Origin of the sequence: Streptomyces sp. NPDC057010, from assembly GCF_042673805.1 — a bacterium.
GTDB lineage: Bacteria > Actinomycetota > Actinomycetes > Streptomycetales > Streptomycetaceae > Streptomyces.
Window position 1 is genome coordinate 139,190 of the sequence record NZ_JBHUSC010000012.1, and the last position, 18,243, is coordinate 157,432.

General features: G+C 71.0%; 16 protein-coding genes. 12 read left to right on the plus strand and 4 right to left on the minus strand.

Going from position 1 to position 18,243, the window contains the following annotated elements:
* Position 1 precedes the first annotated feature (1 nt).
* From ACFTXQ_RS14900 to ACFTXQ_RS14910, 3 genes are all read right to left on the minus strand, one after another.
* The gene (locus tag ACFTXQ_RS14900; RefSeq protein ID WP_382640470.1) at positions 2-1,363 is read right to left on the minus strand and encodes a M20/M25/M40 family metallo-hydrolase; all 1,362 of its coding nucleotides are present in this window, start codon (positions 1,361-1,363) and stop codon (positions 2-4) included.
* 1 nt (position 1,364) lies between these two features.
* Entirely contained in the window at positions 1,365-2,198 is an 834-nt protein-coding gene (locus ACFTXQ_RS14905; protein WP_382640473.1) for a M55 family metallopeptidase, read from the minus strand.
* 178 nt (positions 2,199-2,376) lie between these two features.
* Positions 2,377-2,820, minus strand: coding sequence for an SRPBCC family protein (locus ACFTXQ_RS14910; protein ID WP_382640475.1), 444 nt, complete (start codon positions 2,818-2,820; stop codon positions 2,377-2,379).
* A gap of 159 nt (positions 2,821-2,979) precedes the next feature.
* Between ACFTXQ_RS14910 and ACFTXQ_RS14915 the strand changes: the two genes are divergently transcribed.
* The 3 genes from ACFTXQ_RS14915 to ACFTXQ_RS14925 all read left to right on the plus strand — a co-directional run bounded on the left by ACFTXQ_RS14915 (position 2,980) and on the right by ACFTXQ_RS14925 (position 6,148).
* Positions 2,980-4,011, plus strand: coding sequence for an Rv2578c family radical SAM protein (locus ACFTXQ_RS14915; protein ID WP_382640478.1), 1,032 nt, complete (start codon positions 2,980-2,982; stop codon positions 4,009-4,011).
* Positions 4,012-4,123: 112 nt separating this feature from the next.
* Complete coding sequence (locus ACFTXQ_RS14920; protein WP_382640481.1) at positions 4,124-5,692, plus strand: alpha/beta hydrolase; 1,569 nt, start codon at positions 4,124-4,126, stop codon at positions 5,690-5,692.
* A gap of 24 nt (positions 5,693-5,716) precedes the next feature.
* Complete coding sequence (locus ACFTXQ_RS14925; RefSeq protein ID WP_382640484.1) at positions 5,717-6,148, plus strand: RidA family protein; 432 nt, start codon at positions 5,717-5,719, stop codon at positions 6,146-6,148.
* Here the strand turns inward: ACFTXQ_RS14925 and ACFTXQ_RS14930 are convergent.
* Positions 6,145-6,708, minus strand: coding sequence for an adenylosuccinate lyase (locus tag ACFTXQ_RS14930; RefSeq protein WP_382640487.1), 564 nt, complete (start codon positions 6,706-6,708; stop codon positions 6,145-6,147). The two genes, ACFTXQ_RS14925 and ACFTXQ_RS14930, sit on opposite strands and share 4 nt — an antisense overlap.
* A 392-nt stretch (positions 6,709-7,100) precedes the next feature.
* On the opposite strand from ACFTXQ_RS14930, the gene ACFTXQ_RS14935 reads away from it, so the two are divergent.
* The 9 genes from ACFTXQ_RS14935 (at position 7,101) to pssA (ending at position 18,209) form a co-directional block, all read left to right on the plus strand.
* Entirely contained in the window at positions 7,101-8,897 is a 1,797-nt protein-coding gene (locus ACFTXQ_RS14935; RefSeq protein ID WP_382640490.1) for a 3-hydroxyacyl-CoA dehydrogenase family protein, read from the plus strand.
* Positions 8,898-9,090: 193 nt separating this feature from the next.
* Positions 9,091-9,906: a TetR family transcriptional regulator gene (locus tag ACFTXQ_RS14940; protein ID WP_382640493.1), complete on the plus strand. Its 816-nt coding sequence runs from the start codon at positions 9,091-9,093 to the stop codon at positions 9,904-9,906.
* 411 nt (positions 9,907-10,317) lie between these two features.
* Positions 10,318-11,655, plus strand: a complete 1,338-nt coding sequence (ccrA, locus tag ACFTXQ_RS14945; protein WP_382640496.1) for a crotonyl-CoA carboxylase/reductase — start codon at positions 10,318-10,320, stop codon at positions 11,653-11,655.
* Between the two features lie 22 nt (positions 11,656-11,677).
* Positions 11,678-13,747 carry a protein meaA gene (locus ACFTXQ_RS14950; RefSeq protein ID WP_382640497.1) on the plus strand — a complete coding sequence of 690 codons (2,070 nt, stop codon included), beginning with the start codon at positions 11,678-11,680 and terminating at the stop codon, positions 13,745-13,747.
* Positions 13,744-14,718, plus strand: coding sequence for an HpcH/HpaI aldolase/citrate lyase family protein (locus ACFTXQ_RS14955; protein WP_382640500.1), 975 nt, complete (start codon positions 13,744-13,746; stop codon positions 14,716-14,718). Before ACFTXQ_RS14950 ends, ACFTXQ_RS14955 begins: the two co-directional genes overlap by 4 nt.
* Positions 14,719-14,798: 80 nt before the next feature.
* Positions 14,799-15,311 carry a MaoC family dehydratase gene (locus ACFTXQ_RS14960; protein ID WP_382640502.1) on the plus strand — a complete coding sequence of 171 codons (513 nt, stop codon included), beginning with the start codon at positions 14,799-14,801 and terminating at the stop codon, positions 15,309-15,311.
* Positions 15,312-15,313: 2 nt separating this feature from the next.
* Positions 15,314-16,519: an acyl-CoA dehydrogenase family protein gene (locus ACFTXQ_RS14965; protein ID WP_382640504.1), complete on the plus strand. Its 1,206-nt coding sequence runs from the start codon at positions 15,314-15,316 to the stop codon at positions 16,517-16,519.
* Between the two features lie 186 nt (positions 16,520-16,705).
* On the plus strand, positions 16,706-17,362 hold the full coding sequence (locus ACFTXQ_RS14970; protein WP_179176697.1) for a phosphatidylserine decarboxylase: 657 nt from the start codon (positions 16,706-16,708) through the stop codon (positions 17,360-17,362).
* A gap of 64 nt (positions 17,363-17,426) precedes the next feature.
* Positions 17,427-18,209, plus strand: coding sequence for a CDP-diacylglycerol--serine O-phosphatidyltransferase (gene pssA / locus ACFTXQ_RS14975; RefSeq protein ID WP_382640521.1), 783 nt, complete (start codon positions 17,427-17,429; stop codon positions 18,207-18,209).
* The last annotated feature ends 34 nt before the right edge of the window (positions 18,210-18,243 follow it).

An 18,243-nucleotide genomic window follows, 5' to 3' on the forward strand; every position in this document is an offset into this window, starting at 1 on the left:
CTCACAGCGTGCGCAGGGCGTGGTCGAGGACGCGGACGCCGAAGTGCAGCGCCTCGACGGGGACCCGCTCGTCCACGCCGTGGAAGAGGGCCCAGTAGTCGAAGCCGGGCGGCAGCTTCAGGGGGGAGAAGCCGTAGCCGGTGACGCCGAGGCGGGAGAACTGCTTGGCGTCGGTGCCGCCCGCCATGCAGAAGGGCACCACGTGGCCGTCCGGGTCGAACCGCTCGACGGACTCGCGCAGGATCGCGTACGTCCGCCCGTCCACGGGGGCCTGGAGGGCCACCTCCCTGTGGTGGAACTCCCAGTGCACGTCCGGGCCGGTGAGTTCGTCGAGGGTGGCGATGAACTCGGCCTCGCCGCCCGGCAGCATCCGGCCGTCCACGTAGGCGGTGGCCTGGCCGGGGATCACGTTCAGCTTGTAACCGGCGTTGAGCATGGTGGGGTTGGCGCTGTTGCGCACGGTCGCCTCGACGAGGACGGCGGCCGGGCCGAGTTCGGCGAGGACCGCGTCGAGGTCGAAGCCGGGGGCGCGCGGGTCGACGGACATGCCGTGGATGGCGGCGAGTTCGGTGATGCAGGCGGTGACGGTGTCGGTGAGCCGGACCGGCCAGTCGTACTCCCCGATCCGGGCCACGGCGGCGGCGAGGCGGCTGACCGCGTTGGCCTTGTTGGGCTTGGAGCCGTGGCCGGCGGTGCCGTGCGCGGTCAGCTTCAGCCAGGCGGTGCCGCGTTCGCCGGCGGCGATGGGGTAGAGGGTCCGGCCGGGGCCGGTGTGCACGGTGAAGGCGCCGGATTCGCTGATGCCCTCCGTACAGCCCTCGAAGAGGTGGGGGTGGTGGTCGGCGAGGAAGCCGGAGCCGTCGACCGCGCTGTCCTCCTCGTCGGCGGTGAAGGCGATCACGATGTCCCGGCGGGGCTTCACCCCCGCGCGCGCCCAGGCCCGTACGACGGCGAGCACCATCGCGTCCATGTCCTTCATGTCGACGGCGCCGCGGCCCCAGACCACGCCGTCGCGGACCTCCCCGGAGAAGGGGTCGACGCTCCAGTCTGCGGCTTCGGCCGGGACCACGTCGAGGTGCCCGTGGACGAGCAGCGCCTCGGCGTCGCGGTCGGTGCCCTCGATGCGGGCGACGACGTTGGTGCGGCCGGGGGTGCGTTCCAGCAGTACCGGCTCCAGGCCTGCGGCGGCGAGGCGTTCGGCGGCGTACTCGGCGGCGGGGCGCTCGCGGCAGTCGCCGCCGCCCCGGTTGGTGGTGTCGATCCTGATGAGGTCCGAGGTGAACCGGACGACCTCGTCGAGGGCGGTCGCGTCCACGGTGTCGGCCGGGTTGTCGGCCGGGGCCTCGGTTGTCACGGTGTGCATGTCAGCCATACTGCTCCTCCACGGCCGCCGAGACGACCGTCGTAACCGCCTTGAACGTCCGGATCCCCTCGTACATGGTGTCGCAGCCGTACGAGACCCTGCGCTCCCCGGACCGCTCCGTGCCCGGGACGAGGGTGGCGGCCAGGGCCAGGTGCTCGGCGTCGAACTCCAGCTCCACGGTGAAGGGACCGCGGTGCACGGGATCGCGGCGGACCGCCAGGGCGGTGGCCTCCTTGGCCGCGGCCCGGATGTCGGCGGCGGTGCGGGCGGGGGTCCGGCACACGGCGGCGTAGCGCGAGACGTGGTCCTTCACGGCGACGGTCACCGCGTCGGGAGCGTAGCCCTCGGCGTCGACGCAGGTCAGGTCGTCGCCCGTGACCAGGATGACGGGGACCCCGAACTCGGCGACGACGTGGGCGTTGAGCAGCCCCTCGCTGGCGCGGACCCCGTTGACCCAGACGCCGGTGATGGAGTTGGCGAGGTAGGTGTGGGCGAGGACCCCTTCGGAGCCGGCCCCCGTGTGGTAGCCGACGAAGGCGATGCCGTCGACGTCCCCGTGCTGGACGCCCTCGACCATGGAGAGCGTCTTGTGGCGGCCGGTGAGCATCTCGACGCGGGCGTCGAGCCGCTCAAGCAGCAGGTTGCGCATGGTCATGTGGGCCTCGTTGACGAGGACCCGGTCGGCGCCGCCGTCGTAGAAGCCGAGGACGGCGGCGTTGACGTCGGAGGTGAACATCGACCGGCAGCGCTCCCACTGCGGGGTCCCCGGCAGCACGTCTGCGGGCCAGGTGACGCCGGTGGCGCCTTCCATGTCGGCGGAGATGAGGATCTTCATCGGGCCCCCGGGCGGTCGGTGGCGCGCGCCACGGGCGGTCGGCACGCGCAGGGCCCCACCCTAGCCGTCCGGCCCCCTGCGGGCCCGGGGCCACGCCCCGCAGGACCTCGCTGCCGGGTCCGCCGGTTCACCCGATCCGGTGAGGCCGCGTGCCCGGCCCCACCGTCAACGACCGGGCTCAGGCCTCGACTTCGTCGGCCAGCTTGGCCAGCACGGTGTCGTAGATCCGGCCGAGGCCCTTGGGCGCGAAGGTGCGCTCGAAGAAGCCGCCGATGCCGCCGGCGCCGTTCCAGACGGTGGTGACGACGGCCCTGGACTTGCCCTCGCCGGCCGGGGTGACCACCCAGGTGGTGACCATGGAGGAGTTGCGGTCCTTCTCGACCAGCTGGCCGTCGGTGGGCTCGGTCACCTCCAGCAGGCAGTCCCGCACGCGCTTGCTGGTGGCCTGGAGCTTCCAGTGCACCAGCGTCCCCTCGCCGTCGCCGCCCTCGCGCACCTCGTACTCGCTGAAGTGCTCGGGCAGGAGCTTCTGCCGGGTCCCGGCGTAGTCCGCCAGCGCGTCGAACACGGTCTCCGCGTCGGCCGCGATGATCCGCTCCGTGGTGGCCTCGACCTGCGCCATAGCTGTTCCTCCAGTTGTGTTCGCTCGTCACGGCGAAGCCAACCACCTCCGGGGCGGCTGCCCAAATCCGGGTCGGGCGTGAGCCGCGGGTCCCCGTCGCGCACGATCATGGGAACGTTTGTTCTATTCTCTGGCGCAGAGCTACCAAGGGAGAGGCCCATGCGCTGGGACAACCTGACCGAGGGCGCCACCGGCCCGGCCGCGCTCTTCGGGGCCGACGCCGTCGTCACCCGTACCTTCGACACCCCCGAGTTCCGGGGGATCACCTTCCACGAGGTGCGGGCCCGTTCGATCGTCAACCGGGTGCCCGGCGCCTCGCGCATGCCGTTCGAATGGACGGTCAACCCGTACCGGGGGTGCAGCCACGCCTGTGTCTACTGCTTCGCCCGCAAGACCCACAGCTATCTCGACCTCGACACGGGCCTCGGCTTCGACTCCCAGATCGTCGTCAAGACCAACGCCCCCGAGCTGCTGCGCCGCGAGCTCGCGGCGCCCCGCTGGACCGGCGCGCACATCGCCATGGGCACCAACGTCGACTGCTACCAGCGCGCCGAGGGCCGCTACCGGCTGATGCCCGGGATCATCGGGGCGCTGCGCGACCGCGCCAATCCCTTCTCGATCCTCACCAAGGGCACGCTGATCCTGCGCGACCTCCCCCTCCTCCAGGAGGCCGCCGCGGTCGCCGAGGTCGGGATCTCCGTCTCCGTCGGCTTCACCGACACCGCCCTGTGGCGGACCGTGGAGCCCGGCACGCCCTCCCCCGCCGCCCGGCTGGCGGCCGTACGGGCGCTGACCGACGCCGGGATCGAGTGCGGGGTGCTGATGGCCCCGGTCATCCCCTTCCTCGGCGACTCCCCCGAGCAGCTGCGGGACACCGTCCGCGCCGTCGCAGAGTCCGGCGCCACCTCGGTGACACCCCTCGTACTCCATCTGCGGCCCGGGGCGCGCGAGTGGTTCACCGCCTGGCTGGGCGAGCACCACCCGCACCTCGTGGAGCGGTACGAGCGGATGTACGCGGGCGGCTCGTACGCGCCCACCTGGTACCAGCGCCAGATCACCCGCCAAGTCCACCGGCTGGCCGCCGAATTCGGCATCGGTCCCGGCGGCCGGGGCGCGGCCCGCCGGGCCGTCACCCCGGAGCGGCCGGAGGCGGGCGCGCCCGCCGAACCGACGCAGCTGAGCCTCCTGTGACGCGCGCGACCCGCTGAAGGGTCATCACATCGGGCCAATAGGCAGCCCAATCCCGTCTTCCAGGCGCGGTTTCCGGGACGATTCCGCCCAGAACCCTCGGCTGGGAGGCCCCATGCTGCACCCCTTGAAGAAGCGCGCCGCTGTCCTGCTGTCGATCTCCACCGCCGTCGCCGCCACCGCGCTGGCGAGCCCGGTCACGGCCGCCCCGACCGCCCCGGCGCCGTCGAAGGCGGCCCTGCGCTGGACGAACTGCGCGACGCCCCGCTACCCGACGCTCCAGTGCGCCTCCCTCAAGGTCCCCCTCGACCACGCCCGGCCCACCGGCCGGCAGATCACCCTCGCCCTGACCCGGGTGCCCCACACCGCCGCCACCTCCCAGGGCCCGCTGCTGGTCAACCCGGGCGGGCCGGGCGGCAGCGGCCGCACCCTGGCCGGGTTCGTCGCCTCCGCGCTGCCCAAGGACGTGGCCGCCCAGTACGACGTGATCGGCTTCGACCCGCGGGGCGTGGGCAAGAGCGAGCCGGCCCTCGACTGCGGCGCCGGGCACTTCAGCCCCGTCCGGCCCGACTCCGTACCGCGCGACGAAGCCACCGAGCAGGCCAACCTGGAGCGGGTGCGCTCCTTCGCCGAGTCCTGCCGGACCAAGTACGCGGACGTGCTGCCGCACATCGACACCGTCTCGGCCGCCCGCGACCTCGAGGTGCTGCGGGGCGCGCTCGGAACCGAGCGGATCAGCTACTTCGGCTACTCGTACGGGACCTACCTGGGCGCGGTGTACGCCAAGCTGCACCCCGGCCGGGTGCACCGGCTGGTCCTGGACTCCGTGGTCGACCCGGGCGGGGTCTGGTACGAGGACAACCTCTCCCAGGACCTGGCCTTCGACGCCCGCCACAAGGCCTTCCTGTCCTGGGTGGCGGCGCACGACGAGACCTACCGGCTCGGCACCGGTCCGGCGGAGGTCGAGGAGCGCTGGTACGCGATGCGCGAGGCCCTGCGCGAGACGCCGGCGGGCGGCAAAGTGGGCCCGGCCGAGCTGGAGGACACCTTCATGCCGGGCGGCTACTTCAACGGCTACTGGCCCAACCTCGCCGAGGCTTTCGCGGCGTACGCGGTGAAGGCGGACCCGAAGCCGCTGGTGGCCGCGTACGAGCGGTTCGGCGCGGTGGAGCCCTCCGCGGGCAACGGCTACAGCGTCTACACGGCGGTGCAGTGCCGGGACTCGGCCTGGCCGAAGGACTGGGACCAGTGGCGCGCGGACATGTGGCGCACGCACGCCCGGGCGCCCTTCATGACCTGGAACAACGCCTGGTACAACGCCCCGTGCGCGTTCTGGCCGGCGGAGCCGCTCCAGGCGCCGGACGTGACCAACGCGGACCTGCCCCCGGCCCTCCTCCTCCAGGCGACCGAGGACGCCGCGACCCCGTTCGCGGGGGCGCTCAGCATGCGGGAGAAGCTGAAGGGCTCGGCGCTGGTGGTCGAGGAGGGCGGCGGCAACCACGGCATCTCGCTCAGCGGCAACAAGTGCCTGGACGAGAAGGTGTCGGCGTACCTGAAGACGGGGACGGCCGCGGACGCGACCTGCCCCGCGCAGGCGGCCCCCAAGCCGGCCGCGGCGACCCGCGCGGTCCCGCCCTCGGCGGGCGGCGCGGCCCTGCACGGCCTGTTGGGCTTCCGCGGCTGATCTTCACCGGGCAGGATCCTGCCCATGACCACCACTCCCGGCAGCAGCCACCTCACCCGCGTCCACGCCCCGGAGGGCGTCAGTCCCGGTACCGGATACAGCCATGTCGTCTGGGGCACCGGGCGGTTCGTCGCCGTTTCCGGCCAGTGCGCGTTCGACGAGCTGGGCGAGGTGGTCGGCGAGGGCGACCCGGCCGCCCAGGCCCGGCAGGTGTTCGAGAACCTGCGCCGGTGCCTGGCGGCGGCCGGGGCCGGCTTCGACGACGTCGTGAAGCTGACGTACTTCGTCACGGACGTGGCCCACCTCCCGGCGGTACGGGCGGCCCGCGACGCCGTGATCCCGGCGGACCGCCTGCCCGCCTCCTCGGCGGTCCAGGTCTCGGCGCTGTTCCGCCCCGACCTCCTGCTGGAGGTGGAGGCCTTCGCGGTCGTCCCGGCCGACCGGAACGCCCCCTAGCCGGGCAGCGCCCGCAGGGCTGCCGTGGCCGCCACCGCCAGGCGGGGGTGGGACTGGGCGCGGACGAGGAGCTCGCGGGCCCTGGGGTCGCCTAGGGAGCCGAGGCCCTCGACGCAGGCCAGGGCCACCCGCCAGTACGGGTCGTGCGGGGACAGCAGCCGGGACAGCGTCGTCATCAGCGCGGGGGCCGATTCCGGGGCGCGCAGGGCGGTGAGCAGCCGGACGGGCTGGAGGGCGTAGGCCGTGCGCAGGCCGTTGGTGGCGAGGGCGGCGGCCGCGCGGGCGGTGCGGGGGTCGCCGAGGACGGCCAGTGCCTCGGCGGCGGCCGCGCAGCGCGGCGGATCCCGGTGGTTGAGCAGCAGCACCAGGGACTCGAAGGCGCGGCGGTCACCCGCCAGTCCCAGCCGGTACGCGGCGAGTTCGCGGGCCCACAGGGGCAGCCCGGCCGAGGTCAGGGAGGCCGCCAGCGCGTCGGGGTCCGCCGCGAGGAGGACCTCGTACCGCGCACGCTCCGGCGAGCCGGCGGCTTCCGCCCGCAGTCGCTCCAGCACGTCGTTCACGCGGCCACCCTAGGCGGCCGGGGCCGCCGCCAGGGCCCGTTCGAAGCGATTGATGATCGATGATCGATGATCGGTACATTTGGGCGGTACAGGTCACATCTCCGCACTCTGGCGCGACAGTTACCGACGGGTTACTGTCCTGCTAACACGCACGGGGACGGCCTGGTGACGCAGCCGCCTCGTGCCAGTCGGTTCTGTACGACGTTCACGGCGTGACCCCGGGACAGGGTTCCGCCGCTTCCGCCTCCGGGCCCACCCCTACCGGGTCCCGCCCCTCGGCTCTCTCCGCACCGGTTTCCCGCCCCGCCCCGCGCGCGCCGGGACACGGCATCCGTGCGCGCTGTGCGGCGCGCGCGCCCCCAGTCGTCACCCTCTTCCACTGGAGTCCCTCGATGGACCGTCAGTCCAGTCACCCCACCCTCCAGACCATCGCCGTCGTCGGCCTCGGCACGATGGGCACCGGCATCGCCGAGGTCCTCGCCCGGGCCGGCCGCGAGGTCATCGGCATCGACGTCAGCGAGACCGCCACCCGCCGGGCCGCGGCCTCCCTCGCCGCGGCCACCGCCCGCTCCGTCACCCGGGAGCAGCTCACGGAGCAGGAGCGGGCGGACGTGCTCGCCCGCTTCCGCACCTACGGCGACCTCGCCGCCGCCGCCGAGGCGGACCTCGTCATCGAGGTCGTGCCGGAGTCGTACGAGCTCAAGCAGCAGGTGTTCCGCGAGCTCGACGCGATCGTCCGCCCGGACACGATCCTGGCCACCGGCACCAACGCCCTGTCGGTGACCCGGCTCGCCGCCGAGTCCCAGCGCCCGGAGCGCGTGCTGGGCCTGCACTTCTTCAACCCGGCGCCGGTGATGCAGCTGGTCGAGGTCGTCTCCAGCGTGCTGACCGCCCCGCCGGCCGTCGAGGCGGTCACCGAGCTCGCCCGCGAGCTCGGCAAGGAGCCCGTCGCGGTCGGCGACCGCCCCGGTTTCGTCGCCGACGGCCTGCTGTTCGGCTACCTCAACCAGGCCGCCGCGATGTACGAGGCCAAGTACGCCTCCCGCGAGGACATCGACGCGGCGATGCGGCTGGGCTGCGGCCTGCCCATGGGCCCGCTCGCGCTGCTCGACCTGATCGGCGTGGACACCGCCCGCACCGTCCTGGAGGCCATGTACGCCTCCTCCGGCGACCGGCTGCACGCCCCGGCGCCGATCCTCGGGCAGCTCGCCGAGGCCGGGCTGACCGGGCAGAAGTCCGGGCGCGGCTTCTACACGTACGAGGCCCCGGGCAGCTCGGTGATCGTCCGCGACCTGCAGACACCGCCGGACGGGGCCCTGCTCGGCGCGGGCCGCCCCGTCGCCTCGGTCGGCGTGGCCGGCTCGGGCACCATGGCGAGCGGCATCGCGCAGGTCTTCGCGCAGGCCGGCTTCGCGGTGGTGCTGGCCGCCCGCAGCCAGGAGAAGGCGGAGGCGGCGAAGGCCGCGATCGGCAAGTCGCTCGGCCGTGCGGTGGCCAAGGGCCGGCTGACGGACGAGGCCGCGACGCGGACCCTGGACCTGATCACCCCGGCCGGTTCGCTGGAGGCCTTCGCCGAGGTGGACCTGGCCGTGGAGGCGGTGGCCGAGGACCTGGCCGTCAAGCAGGAGCTGTTCGCGGCCCTGGACAAGGTCTGCAAGCCGGGCGCCGTGCTGGCGACGACCACCTCCTCGCTGCCGGTGATCGCGGTTGCCCGCGTGACCTCGCGCCCGCAGGACGTGATCGGCATGCACTTCTTCAACCCGGCGCCGGCGATGAAGCTGGTCGAGGTGGTCCGCACGGTCCTGACGGCCGACGACGTGCACGCCACGGTCCGCGAGATCTGCCTCAAGGTGCGCAAGCACCCGGTGGACTGCGGGGACCGGGCCGGCTTCATCGTGAACGCGCTGCTGTTCCCGTACCTCAACAACGCGATCAAGATGGTCGAGCAGCACTACGCGAGCCTCGACCAGATCGACGCGGCGATGAAGCTGGGCGGCGGCTACCCGATGGGGCCCTTCGAGCTCCTCGACGTGGTCGGCCTCGATGTCTCGCTGGCCATCGAGAAGGTCCTCCACAAGGAGTTCCGCGACCCGGGCCTGGCCCCCTCCCCGCTGCTGGAGCACCTGGTCGCGGCCGGCTGCCTGGGCCGGAAGACCGGCCGCGGATTCCGTGAGTACGCCCGCCGGTAACCCCCGGCCGGGCCATGAGCCGGATGCGTGGGGAGGGCTCCTCGGGCCCGCCGGACCCTCACCGCGGGCAAACCCTCCCGACGAGCACTGTGTGCCCAGTGCCTGCCCTCCCCCGCATCCACCCACCCCTCATCCACCCCTGTCCCACCCCCCTCCGGCGCGCTCACCCGCGCGAATGAAGTACTTTCGCTCTATGTCCCAGCCCGCCAAGACCTCGACCCGCGCCTCCTCGGCCGCCGACGCACCGGAGAGTGCGGCCGGCACCCGGGCCGCCGCCCAGCGGCTCAAGATGCGCCGCGAGCTCGCCGCGGCCGCCATGGAGCTGTTCGCGACCAAGGGGTACGAGGCGACGACGGTCGACGAGATCGCCGCGACCGCCGGGGTGGCGCGCCGGACCTTCTTCCGGCACTTCCGGTCCAAGGAAGAGGCGATCTTCCCCGACCACGACGACACCCTGACCCGCGCCGAGGCCGTCCTCGACGTGGCTCCGGCGCACGAGCACCCGCTCGACACGGTGTGCCGGGGGATCAAGGAAGTCATGAAGATGTACGCCGCCTCGCCGGCGGTGTCGGTGGAGCGCTACCGGCTGACCCGCGAGGTGCCGGCGCTGCGGGAGCGGGAGATCGCCTCGGTCGCCCGCTACGAGCGGCTGTTCACCCGCTACCTGCTGGCCCACTTCGACGAGACCGACCACCACGACGGCAACGACGACCCGCTGCTGGCCGAGGTGGCCGCCTCCGCGGTGGTGACGGCCCACAACCACGTACTGCGGCGCTGGCTGCGGGCGGGCGGCCAGGGGGACGTGGAGGCGCAGCTGGACCACGCCTTCTCGATCGTCCGCAAGACCTTCGGTACGGGCATCGGCGCGGGCCGCACCCTGAACCCGGCGGCGCCGGCCGCCCCGGCGGCGGTCCGCACGGAGGGCGAGGTGCTGGTGGCGGTGGCCCGTACGGACGCCCCGCTGGACGAGGTCATGCGGACCATCGAAGAGGCACTCCGCAACAAGTAGTCGACCGAGGCAGCACGCGAAGGCAGCGCGCGCGACACGCGTCACACCGGCCGCCCCCGGCAACGGGGGCGGCCGTTTGCTTTGTCCGGCTTGCCCCTACTCGCGGGTAACTCTGATCGATCATCGCTCATCTGCGCAGGTCAATAGGCAAATGAGAGAAAGTTTTGGCACGCGGTGCCTTGCTAGGTGACACGGGGTGCCATACGTTGAATCCCGTCCGGACGTCCCCGCGGTCCACGCCCCACACGGTGCTGACCGCGCCCCGGATGCCTGCGTCACCAGGCCCCGCACGCCCCACCACAGGCGTGCCGCACCACCGCTTCGCCGAACCGACGGCACACACCACACCCGCTCCACGCACCTGCGTACCCCTCAGCGCACCCTCATACCGCGCTAGCCGGAGGCTCTACCGTGAAGGACATCCTGGACGCGATCCAGTCGCAGGCCGCTACGGCCGCCGACTTCGCCGCCCTGCCGCTCCCCGACTCGTACCGCGCGATCACCGTGCACAAGGACGAGGCGGAGATGTTCGACGGGCTCACCACCCGCGAGAAGGACCCGCGCAAGTCCCTCCACCTCGACCAGGTCCCGCTGCCCGAACTGGGCCCGGGCGAGGCACTGGTGGCCGTCATGGCCTCCTCGGTCAACTACAACTCCGTGTGGACCTCGATCTTCGAGCCGGTGTCCACCTTCAGCTTCCTGGAGCGCTACGGGCGCCTCTCGGAGCTCACCAAGCGCCACGACCTCCCGTACCACATCATCGGCTCCGACCTCGCGGGCGTCGTGCTGCGCACCGGCCCCGGCGTCAACGCCTGGAAGCCGGGCGACGAGGTCGTCGCGCACTGCCTCTCGGTCGAGCTGGAGTCCTCGGACGGCCACAACGACACGATGCTCGACCCCGAGCAGCGCATCTGGGGCTTCGAGACCAACTTCGGCGGCCTGGCGGAGATCGCGCTCGTCAAGTCGAACCAGCTGATGCCCAAGCCCGACCACCTCAGCTGGGAGGAGGCCGCCTCCCCCGGCCTGGTCAACTCCACCGCCTACCGCCAGCTGGTCTCCCGCAACGGCGCCGGCATGAAGCAGGGCGACAACGTCCTGATCTGGGGCGCCAGCGGCGGACTCGGCTCCTACGCCACCCAGTTCGCGCTGGCCGGCGGCGCCAACCCGATCTGTGTCGTCTCCTCCCCCGAGAAGGCCGACATCTGCCGGGCCATGGGCGCGGAGGCGGTCATCGACCGCAACGCCGAGGGCTACCGGTTCTGGAAGGACGAGCACACCCAGGACCCCAAGGAGTGGAAGCGCTTCGGCAAGCGCATCCGCGAGCTGACCGGCGGCGAGGACATCGACATCGTCTTCGAGCACCCCGGCCGCGAGACCTTCGGCGCCTCCGTCTACGTCACCCGCAAGGGCGGCACGATCACCACCTGCGCCTCGACCTCGGGCTACATGCACGAGTACGACAACCGCTACCTGTGGATGTCGCTCAAGCGGATCATCGGCTCGCACTTCGCCAACTACCGCGAGGCGTGGGAGGCCAACCGCCTGATCGCCAAGGGCAAGATCCACCCCACCCTCTCGAAGGTCTACTCCCTGGAGGAAACCGGCCAGGCCGCCTACGACGTCCACCGCAACCTCCACCAGGGCAAGGTCGGCGTCCTGGCGCTGGCTCCCGAGGAGGGCCTCGGCGTCCGTGACCACGAGCTGCGCGCCCAGCACATCGACGCCATCAACCGGTTCCGCAACATCTGAAGTCCGCAGAGGATCGCCTGAGATGACAGAGCGCCAGAAGGACAGGCCGTGGCTCATGCGGACGTACGCCGGCCACTCCACGGCCGAGGCGTCCAACGAGCTGTACCGCCGCAACCTCGCCAAGGGCCAGACCGGCCTGTCGGTCGCGTTCGACCTGCCGACGCAGACCGGCTACGACCCCGACCACATCCTCGCCCGCGGCGAGGTGGGCCGGGTCGGGGTCCCGGTCTCCCATCTGGGCGACATGCGGCGGCTGTTCCAGGACATACCCCTGGAGCAGATGAACACCTCGATGACGATCAACGCCACCGCCATGTGGCTGCTGGCGCTCTACCAGGTGGCCGCCGAGGAGCAGGGGGCGGACATCTCCCAGCTCCAGGGCACCACCCAGAACGACATCGTCAAGGAGTACCTCTCGCGCGGGACGCACGTCTTCCCGCCCGGGCCGTCCCTCCGCCTGACGACGGACATGATCGCGTACACGGTCAACCACATCCCGAAGTGGAACCCGATCAACATCTGCAGCTACCACCTGCAGGAGGCCGGGGCCACCCCGGTCCAGGAGATCTCGTACGCGATGTCCACCGCAATCGCCGTCCTGGACTCGGTGCGCGACTCGGGCCAGGTGCCCGAGGAGCGCTTCGGCGAGGTGGTCGCCCGTATCTCCTTCTTCGTGAACGCGGGCGTCCGCTTCATCGAGGAGATGTGCAAGATGCGCGCCTTCGGCCGTATCTGGGACCAGGTCACCCGTGAGCGCTACGGCATCGAGAACCCCAAGCAGCGCCGCTTCCGCTACGGCGTCCAGGTCAACTCCCTCGGCCTGACCGAGGCGCAGCCGGAGAACAACGTCCAGCGGATCGTCCTGGAGATGCTGGCGGTCACCCTCTCCAAGGACGCCCGCGCCCGTGCGGTGCAGCTGCCGGCCTGGAACGAGGCGCTGGGCCTGCCGCGGCCCTGGGACCAGCAGTGGTCGCTGCGCATCCAGCAGGTCCTGGCGCACGAGAGCGACCTGCTGGAGTACGACGACATCTTCGCCGGCTCCCACGTCATCGAGGCCAAGGTCGAGTCCCTGGTCGCCGAGTGCCTGGCCGAGATCGACCGGATCCAGGAGATGGGCGGCGCGATGGCCGCCGTGGAGTCCGGCTACCTGAAGTCCCAGCTGGTCTCCTCGCACGCGGAGCGCCGCGCCCGGATCGAGGCCGGCGAGGACAAGATCGTCGGCGTGAACTGCTTCGAGCAGACCGAGCCGAACCCGCTCACCGCCGACCTGGACGGCGCCATCATGACGGTGGACGGGGCGGTGGAGGCGCTGACGGTCGAGCGCATCGGCCGCTGGCGCGCCGAGCGCGAGGAGTCCTCCGAGCGGCAGGGCGGCGGCGACCCGTTCGTCTTCCCCACCACCCGGCAGGCCCTGGAGCGCCTCAAGGAGGCCGCGGCCGGCACCGAGAACCTGATGGAGGCCACCCTGGAGTGCGCCCGGGCCGGTGTCACCACCGGCGAGTGGGCGAGTGCGCTCCGCGAGGTCTTCGGCGAGTTCCGCGCCCCGACCGGGGTCTCCTCGGCCCCGGTGGCGGTCACCGCCGAACCGGGCACGCCGATGCACGAGGTCCGCGAGAAGGTGTCCCGTACGGCCGACGAGCTCGGCTCGGGGCGGCTGCGCCTGCTGGTCGGCAAGCCCGGCCTGGACGGGCACTCCAACGGCGCCGAGCAGATCGCGGTCCGGGCCCGCGACGCCGGCTTCGAGGTGGTCTACCAGGGCATCCGGCTGACGCCGGAGGAGATCTCCTCGGCGGCGCTGGCCGAGGACGTGCACTGCGTGGGACTGTCCATCCTGTCCGGCTCGCACAGCGCGCTCGTCCCGGACGTCCTCGAACGCCTCCGTCTGGCGGGGGCGGGTGACATCCCCGTCATCGTCGGGGGCATCATTCCGAACGCCGACGCCGTGGCGCTCAAGGCGGCGGGAGTCGCCGCCGTCTTCACGCCGAAGGACTTCGGCATCACGGAGATCATCGGCCGTATCGTCGATGAGATCCGCAAGGCGAACAAGCTCCACCCTCTCGACATCGTTGCAAGCACGGAGGTCCCCGCATGACCACGCCAGTCCACCCGGTGAACCGCCTTCGCCCGCGTCGCTCCTGCCTCGCGGTGCCCGGCTCGAACCCGCGGTTCCTTGAGAAGGCCCAGGGCCTGCCGGCCGACCAGGTCTTCCTCGACCTGGAGGACGCCTGCGCGCCACTCGCCAAGGAAGGCGCCCGCCACACGATCGTGGACGCGCTGAACAACGGCGACTGGACGGGCAAGACCCGGGTCGTGCGCGTCAACGACTGGACGACGCACTGGACGTACCGCGACGTCATCACGGTCGTCGAGGGCGCCGGGCAGAACCTCGACTGCATCATGCTGCCGAAGGTCCAGGACGCCCAGCAGGTCGTGGCCCTCGACCTCCTCCTGACCCAGATCGAGAAGACGATGGGCTTCGAGGTCGGCAAGATCGGCATCGAGGCGCAGATCGAGAACGCCAAGGGCCTGGTGAACGTCGACGAGATCGCCGCCGCCTCCCCCCGGCTGGAGACCATCATCTTCGGCCCGGCCGACTTCATGGCCTCGATCAACATGAAGTCCCTGGTCGTGGGCATGCAGCCGCCCGGCTACGGCGCGGACGCCTACCACTACATCCTGATGCGGATCCTGATGGCGGCCCGCACGCACAACCTCCAGGCGATCGACGGCCCCTTCCTCCAGATCCGCGACGTGGACGCCTACCGCGAGGTGGCCGGCCGCGCCGCCGCGCTCGGCTTCGACGGCAAGTGGGTGCTGCACCCCGGCCAGGTCGACGCCGCCAACGAGGTCTTCTCGCCCTCGCAGGAGGACTACGACCACGCCGAGCTGATCCTCGACGCGTACGACTGGTGCACCTCGGAGGCCGGCGGCAAGAAGGGCTCGGCGATGCTCGGCGACGAGATGATCGACGAGGCCAGCCGCAAGATGGCCCTGGTCATCGCGGGCAAGGGCCGCGCCGCCGGCATGCAGAGGACGTCGAAGTTCGAGGTCCCCACCGCCTGAGGCGATCCCGCAGTGTCGGGCGCACCCATCCCCAGCCCCAGGCCCCGCAGGGCCTGGGCAAGCACCCCGGAGGGGGCACCATGCAGTTTGGCCGCACCTACGAAGAGTTCACCATCGGCGACGTCTACCGGCACTGGCCCGGGAAGACGGTCACCGAGTACGACGACCACCTCTTCTGTCTGCTCACGATGAACCACCACCCGCTCCACATGGACGTGAACTACGCGGAGAACACGACCGACTTCGGCAAGAACGTCGTCGTGGGCAACTACATCTACTCGCTGCTGCTGGGCATGTCCGTGCCGGACGTCTCCGGGAAGGCCATCGCCAACCTGGAGATCGAGTCCCTGCGGCACGTGGCGCCGACCTTCCACGGCGACACCATCTACGGCGAGACCACGGTCCTCGACAAGACCCCGTCGAAGTCGAAGAACGACCGCGGCATCGTCTACGTCGAGACCAAGGGCTACAAGCAGGACGGCACCCTCGTCTGCGTGTTCCGGCGCAAGGTGATGGTCCCGACCGAGACGTACATCAAGGAGCGCGGCGGCGAGCAGCCCGGCCGCCCCGAGCTCAAGGAACAGGGGAAGTAGCCATGGCACGTCTCGCCCGGACCGCCGGCCTGACCGACGTCCAGCAGGAGATCCTCAAGACCGTCCGCGAATTCGTGGACAAGGAGATCATCCCGGTCGCGACCGAGCTGGAGCACCGCGACGAGTACCCGCAGCAGATCGTCGACGGCCTCAAGGAGCTCGGCCTCTTCGGGCTGATGATCCCGGAGGAGTACGGCGGCCTGGGTGAGTCGCTCCTCACCTACGCCCTGTGCGTCGAGGAGATAGCGCGGGGCTGGATGTCCGTCTCGGGCATCATCAACACGCACTTCATCGTGGCGTACATGCTCAAGCAGCACGGCACGCAGGAGCAGAAGGACCACTTCCTGCCCCGCATGGCGCTGGGCGAGGTCCGGGGCGCGTTCTCGATGTCCGAGCCGGCGCTCGGCTCCGATGTGTCGGCCATCACGTCGAAGGCGGTGAAGGACGGCGACGAGTACGTCCTGAACGGCCAGAAGATGTGGCTGACGAACGGCGGCAGCTCCACGCTGGTGGCGGTCCTCGTGCGAAGTGACGAAGGACACCCCGAGGGCACGGCCCCGCACAAGTCGATGACGACCTTCCTCGTGGAGAAGGAGCCCGGATTCGGCGAGGTCCGTCCGGGCCTGACCATCCCGGGCAAGATCGACAAGATGGGCTACAAGGGCGTCGACACGACCGAGCTCATCATGGACGGACTGCGCATTCCGGCCAATCGCGTCCTCGGCGGCGAGACCGGCCGAGGGTTTTACCAAATGATGGACGGGGTCGAGGTCGGCCGCGTCAACGTGGCGGCCCGTGGCTGCGGCGTCGCTCAGCGTGCGTTCGAGCTGGGTGTCTCGTATGCCCAGCAACGTCACACTTTCGGCAAGCCGATCGCGGAACACCAGGCCATCCAGTTCAAGCTGGCCGAGATGGCTACCAAGGTCGAAGCCGCCCATGCCATGATGGTCAATGCAGCACGCAAAAAGGACTCCGGGGAACGAAACGACCTCGAAGCAGGGATGGCGAAGTACCTCGCCTCCGAGCACTGCAAGGAGGTGGTGGAGGACGCCTTCCGTATCCATGGCGGCTACGGGTTCTCCAAGGAGTACGAGATCGAGCGCCTCTACCGCGAGGCTCCGATGCTGCTGATCGGTGAAGGTACCGCCGAGATTCAGAAAATGATCATCGGGCGACGCCTGCTTGAGGAGTACCGACTCCAGGGCTGAAAGTCCCTTTTGCGACGGATCATCCACTGATCCGTCGCGGAAGGGTAACTGCCAGTCACTGGCCGACGGCCATCGACTCGGCTTCTGGCTTGCCCAGTTGTTGCGTGCAACCGATAGCATTCCAGTAAAGCCGCCGTCCCGTCCCCCTGTTTGCGGCGCGGCAATCACCCGCTACGAAGGTCATCCATGCCCCACAGCCAAACCTCTGCACCTCGCGACAGCCTCCTTGGCGTACGCCTCGCGCGCGGAGCATCGCCGTGGCTTCTGCCGACCGTCGCCACCGCGGCACTCAGCCTCGCCCGGGCCCGCAAGTCCGGACGCTGGGCCGCGGCGGCCGTGCCCGCCACCGCTCTCGCGGCGGGCATGCTGTGGTTCTTCCGCGACCCCGAGCGTGAGATCGCCCAGGGCCGTGTCATCTCGCCCGCCGACGGTGTGGTGCAGAGCATCATGCCGTGGAAGGACGGACGGACCCGGGTCGCGATCTTCATGAGCCCGCTGAACGTCCACGTCAACCGCGCGCCCCTCGCGGGCACGGTGACGTCCGTGGAGCACGTTCCCGGCGGATTCGTCCCGGCGTTCAACAAGGAGAGCGAGAACAACGAGCGCGTTGTCTGGCACTTCGACACCGAGCTCGGTGACATCGAGATGGTGCAGATCGCCGGCGCCGTCGCCCGCCGCATCGTCCCGTACCTGCCGGCCGGCACCAAGGTGGAGCAGGGCGAACGCATCGGTCTGATCCGCTTCGGTTCGCGCGTCGACATCTACCTCCCCGAGGGCGTCGAGGTCGCGGTCGAGGTCGGTCAGGCCACCACCGCGGGGGTGACCCGAATTGACCGTGACTGACCCTGAGACTCCCGCCGCAGGCTGGGTTCCGGAGTCCGCCGAGGAGGAGTCCGCCGAGGACGACATGCCGCTTTCGCTGCGGCTGTCGATAGCGGACACCCTCACCCTCGGCAACGCGACGTGCGGATTCATGGCGGTGTACTTCACCACCACCGGGATCCTCATCCCGCACCTCACCGGCAGCGGCGAGTCGGGCATGGCCCGCAGCAGCGCCGCCACGGCCGTGATACTGATGCTGCTCGCCGCGGTCTTCGACCTCTTCGACGGCATCGTGGCCCGCAAGCTGCGCAGCTCGCCGATGGGTGCCGAGCTGGACAACCTGTCGGACCTGATCAGCTTCGGGCTGGCGCCCGCGTACTTCGTGCTCGTCTACGGCATGGTCGCCGTCGACGCGCACCAGAAGATGTCGGCGCTGGCGGCGATCGTGGTGCTGCTTGCCGTGGTGCTGCGCCTGGCGAGATTCAGCTGCGTGACGATGAAGGACGGCATGTTCCAGGGCATGCCGAGCCCCTTCGGCGCGCTGACGGTCGTGTCCATCGTCCTGCTGGAGCTGCCGTTCGTGCCGACGCTGCTGGCGATCATCGGGGTGGCCTGGCTGATGGTGAGCCGGGTCGAGTACCCCAAGCCGCGGGGTGTCCTCGCGGTGGCGATGCTCAGCTGGATCGTCGGGGCGATGGGCCTGCTGGCGGCCTGGGCGTTCGACGCCCCCGGCGGCCAGCTGCTCCTGCAGACCGGCTGCGCCCTGCAGATCGCCATGGCGGCGACCATTCCGCTGTTCGCGACGACCCGCCGGGCCAACACCTTCCGGCACAACCGCCGCGAGGCCCGCGCCGCCACGCTGCGCTAGCCGCACCGCCTGCCTGTACGGGAGGGCCCCGGAC